This is a genomic window from Pinirhizobacter sp., assembly GCF_035317885.1.
Taxonomy (GTDB): Bacteria; Pseudomonadota; Gammaproteobacteria; order Xanthomonadales; family Rhodanobacteraceae; genus Pinirhizobacter.
Genome location: NZ_DATHFX010000375.1, coordinates 1 through 4,920, shown reverse-complemented (window position 1 = coordinate 4,920; position 4,920 = coordinate 1). Strand labels below are relative to the sequence as shown.

The 4,920-nt window shown below is 62.9% G+C and carries 2 protein-coding genes and 1 pseudogene; 2 read left to right on the top strand and 1 reads right to left on the bottom strand.

Annotated features, from left to right (window positions below; translation table 11 throughout):
- The first annotated feature begins 270 nt into the window (after positions 1-270).
- Entirely contained in the window at positions 271-2,307 is a 2,037-nt protein-coding gene (locus tag VK519_RS12335; RefSeq protein WP_324350173.1) for an alkaline phosphatase family protein, read from the top strand.
- A 114-nt stretch (positions 2,308-2,421) separates the two neighbouring features.
- The gene (locus tag VK519_RS12330; protein WP_324350171.1) at positions 2,422-2,850 is read left to right on the top strand and encodes a DUF3617 domain-containing protein; all 429 of its coding nucleotides are present in this window, start codon (positions 2,422-2,424) and stop codon (positions 2,848-2,850) included.
- On the opposite strand, the pseudogene VK519_RS12325 reads toward VK519_RS12330, so the two are convergent.
- A pseudogene (locus VK519_RS12325) lies at positions 2,847-4,920 on the bottom strand (hypothetical protein); the annotation flags it as partial. The gene VK519_RS12330 and the pseudogene VK519_RS12325 sit on opposite strands and share 4 nt — an antisense overlap.

Genomic DNA, 4,920 nt, shown 5'->3' with positions numbered 1-4,920 from the left:
GAACTGGTCTGAAGCCACCCAAATGGGGTCAGAGTCATTTTTCACGCCGTGAAAAATGACTCTGACCCCTTTTGGTTTCTTGTTGCGGTAGTAACGATTGTTCGCAATATCTTGCGTTGACACGTGAACGTCATCACGCCCTCACGCATTGTCGCCTGCGTGCCAACGATTCGTCACATGCGGGGTAGATGCTCACGGCGGTCGACGGGCCACCCACAACCTTAGTCGACAAGAATCAGGGGGAAGACTTCCAGTAGGGAGAGATTCACAATGGTTACATCGTTGCGCCGCACACGGCTTTTGCCGCTGTTGATTGGTGCGCTTTCCGTCGGCCTCGCCGGCGTCGTCAGCGCCCAGGACACCACTCCGCCCGACCACGATGCGCAGTTCCGCCAGAATGTGCCCGTGGCTCCCTTCAAGAACCAGGTTGGCCTTCCCGGCGGCGTCGTCGTACTGCACAAGCCGACCCAGGGGCAGGACAACAGCAACAATACAGCTACCCCGATCAAGCACGTGATCCTGCTGATCGGTGAAAACCGCACGTTCGACCACGTCTATGGCACCTACACTGCGCCGAAGGGGCAGTCGGTGGACAACCTGCTGTCCAAGGGCATCGTCAATGCCGACGGCACGCCGGGTCCGAACGTGGACCTTGCCACGCAGTTCATGGCCTCGAGCACCGGCAAGTTCGACATGTCGCCGAAGAAGGCCGGCAAGTACAAGACGCTTCCGCAGATGAACACCGGTGGCGCACCCACCGCGGCACCGTTCGCCTCGGCGGCGCAGGCGCAGGCCATTGAGCCGGCCCTGCCCGATGGCACCTACGACATGCTCGCTGCCGGTGGCACGGGCCTGCCCAATGGCGTGGTCGACACCCGTTTCCCGGCCAAGCTCGCCAACGCGCCGGTGGACATGCATGCGTCGATCAGCTACGACGCCTACGCCAACAGCCCCGTGCACCGCTTCTTCCAGATGTGGCAGCAGCTCGATTGCGACACCAAGGTGGCCACGGCCGCCAACCCCAGCGGTTGCCTCAACGATCTGTTCCCCTGGGTCGAAACCACCATGGGCGCGGGCAACAATGGCGCTCCGCTGCCGGCGAACTTCACCGACCAGAGCACCGGTGAAGGCTCCACCGCCATGCAGTTCCTGAACATGGCCCAGGGCGATGCGCCGTACTTCAAGAAGCTGGCCCAGAAGTATGCGCTGAGCGACAACTTCCACCAGTCGGTGATGGGCGGCACCGGTGCCAACCACATCATGCTGGGCTTCGGTAACCTGATCTACTACGCCGACGCGAACGGCAACCCGGCCACGCCGCCGGAAAACCAGATCGAGAACCCGGACGCGCAGTTCGGCACCAACAACTGGTGGGTGCAGGACGGCTACGGTGGTGGTTCGTACGTCAATTGTGCCGACGAAAGCCAGCCGGGCGTGAAGGAAATCAAGAACTACCTGCGCTCGCTGCCGTACCTGACGTTCAAGGGTGCCGACTGCAAGGCCAAGGCCTACTACCTGGTGAACAACTACAACCCGGGCTACCTGGGTGACGGCACGCCGGCCCCGCTGGGCGCCGACCAGTTCACCATCCCGCCGACCACGCAGGAAAACCTGGCGCTGCTGCTTGAGAAGCACAACGTTTCCTGGAAGTACTACGGCGAAGGCTTCGACACCGGCAAGGAAGACGGCGAGGCCGGCACCTTCTGCAACATCTGCGATCCGTTCCTGTACTCCACCCAGGTCATGACCAACCCGGAACTGCGGGCCAAGAACCAGGACATCAACGACCTGTACAACGACATCCAGAACAACACGCTGCCGGCGGTATCCATCGCCAAGCCGGACGCCATCCTCGATGGCCATCCGGCCTCGTCGAAGCTGGACCTGTTCGAAGGCTACGTGCGCAAGATCGTGGAAATGGCCGAAGCCAACCCGAAGGTGTGGGACGACACCGTGATCATGGTGACCTTCGATGAAGGTGGTGGCTACTACGATTCGGGCTACATCCAGCCGATCGACTTCTTCGGCGACGGCACGCGCGTCCCGCTGCTGGTGGTGTCGAAGTACTCCCTCGGCGGCAAGGTCGTGCACACGTACTACGACCATGTCTCGTTCGACAAATTCGTCGAGGCCAACTGGAACCTGAAGGACCAGATATCCGGCCGCAGCCGCGACAACCTGCCTAACCCGGTGGCGTTCAAGAAGAACCCGTATGTACCGGTGAACGCGCCGGCCATCGGCAACCTGATGGACATGTTCAACTTCACCAAGAAGGATGTCAGCGATACCACCGCGATCGTCGACTGATCGCTCAAGGTTCGCTCGATACCGACCCTGCCCGCGAAAGCGGGCAGGGTTTTCGTGTTTGCAAGGAGTCAGATGATGATGAAGCTTTTCCTACCCGGATTGGGGGTCAGAGTAATGACTCTGACCCCGCTGGCCGCTGCTGCCGTGTGTGCATTTGCCATGACTGCGGCCACACCTGTCCACGCCGATCCGGGTGACTTCGGTGCCATGCCCGGGCTGTGGAAGATCCAGGTGCGGCACGTGGCCAAGGGCAAGGCAGGTGCACCGGAAGTGCATTGGCATTGCGTGGATGAAGGTGCCGATCCGTGGACCACGTTCGCCGCGTGGACGCCGGCGGAGGGCGAGTGCACTGCCACGGACCAGCAACGCCGCAGCACGTCGCTGGCGTGGAAGCTCACCTGCAAGGCGGGCCCGGCGGCTTCGGCGCATGTGGATTTCGACAGCGCCAAGCACTACACCGGCAGTGTCACGGCCGAAGGCCGCGGTGAGATCACGCAGGTGGAGGGCGACCGTTACGCCGCCTGCACCAGCCCGCAAGACTAACGCGGCGGCGGCAGCCACAACTCCAGTGTGTTGGGAGCGCTTTCCGCCCATGAAGGTAAAGGCACGGCCTGTGCTGCGCCTGGCGATGCTGCGATGGGATGCACGGTGAGCCAGCCCGCCAGCTTCTGCGCGCAGTCCTTACCCTCCGGTCCATACAGGATGGTGGGCGAGCGCCAGCGATAGGGCGCGCGGCGATTCTTCTGCGCCGCGGTTGCCGTGACGTTTTCGATGTCGGTGGCGGAGATGCCGATGGTCCTGGCAAGGCCCAGCAGCCGGTTGACGGGGTCGCGTTGCGACTCGTCATAGATCTGCGTGTACATCACGAACGCAGGCTGGCCCGGAGGATGGCAGGCGGCCAGCACGGCATCCGCGGTCGGTGCCACTGCGGCCGGGATGTTTGCCTTTGTTGCGACAACGACCGGCGGTTTCGGCGGCGCAACCGGCACGGTCGCGGTAGAGGAGGCAGGTCCGGGCGCCATGTCAGGTGGCGGCGCGGTTGCCGCGATAACCGGTGGCGGCGGCGATACGGATGCAGACGGGCCCGGTTTCACGGCAGCCGCTCCGCTGGCAATTTCATTCGCGTCACCCTTGCCGCGATCGTGCCACGACACATAGCCGACCAGGGCACGGTCCCATGGCGTGGACTCACGACCTCCGCTGGCAAGGAAGAACATGTTGCCTTCGCATGTCTTGTGTGCCGCACCGTCGGTCGTGGCGTCGCATAGAGGCTCCAGCAGTTGCGAGAGATCCTGCATGACCTGGGTCTGTTTATCGCTCAATGTCAGTCCATCGATCGACGAGGCGAACATGCTGAGGCTGGCGTCGGCATCTTCGTTGAAGGGTGCCTTCTTCTGTGCGGCATCGTACAAATATTCGCGCAACAGCCGGGACTCGCTGTTGAAGTTCGATTGCCACTGGACCTGCTGATCCCTGTGGTCGCCCCATGCCTGCCATCCGGCGATCACGCCGGTGGCAATGGCGCCGATGCCCAACGACGCGCCCACGGTGGTGGCGATACGCTTGCTGCGGGGCCGGTCGGTCACGGGAGCCGTCATACTTGCCATGTCGGTACCGATCACCGACCCCTTTTCCGCCCACAAGGGCAACTTGTCGAGGAAGTCCTGGGAGATGGGCGCGCCAAGGATGGTGCCCAAGGCGCAATAGCTCTCCCATTCGGACTCGCTGAAAAACTGGTTACTGGTGCTTTGCTGAGGGAAGTCGCCTTCACGCCCTGCGTAGCCGGCCACGTCCAGCGGCATATCCGGGCTCCTGCGCGGCTTGACGATCAACAGGGCACCCGGCGGCCCCTGGTCGTAGGTGATGCGCGCGAGCAGGAAGTGCTGTGGACCATCCTCGGGAAGGATGGTGTCAGGCGTGCCGAACCAACCCGCAGCGATACCGGCGAGGGTGGGGGCGACCAGGCTTGCCGGGTCGATGAACTCGATGCGAGCGTCATAATCGATGCGCGCCTTGCGCACGAGGTTTTCAACGTCGGCGAAGACATAGCCCGGGTCCGCGCCGCAATCGGCTAGCACGATCAGCCGCAACTTCCGCTTCAGCAAGGCGTAGACGCCGGTATTGTCGAAATGACCGCCATCGGACAGGTACCAATCGTTGTTCCGCAGTCCGGGAAAACGGGCGAACATCTCCTGCAGCAGTGCCCGGTACTTGGACAGAAAGGTGGGTCCCTTCGGCGCGCCGTCGAGCAGGTTTCCCTGCCAGTAGCCAAGCCTGAGTCCGGTGAGGAAACACAGCGCCGCCACGCCCGGTCGCGTCATCGACCCCATGCCCGAACCAATCGCAGCGCCCGACACGGCAACCCACTCGGCAAGCGTCGTGCGCGAGAGCCATCCATCGGACCCCAGCTTCGGTCCGTGCGTGCCGGTTTCCACGCCGAGCGAACTCACCGTCAGGTATATGCCGTTGCGATCGGCGTTGAAGTTGCCGGTCCGGTCATCCACGGTCTGGTTGATGCAGCAGTTGACCAGGTGGATGGGCCCGCCGTATCGATGCGGGTGGTATGCGGACATGCATGTGTCGTCGCCATTGACCAGGCTGGTGACGCCGGTG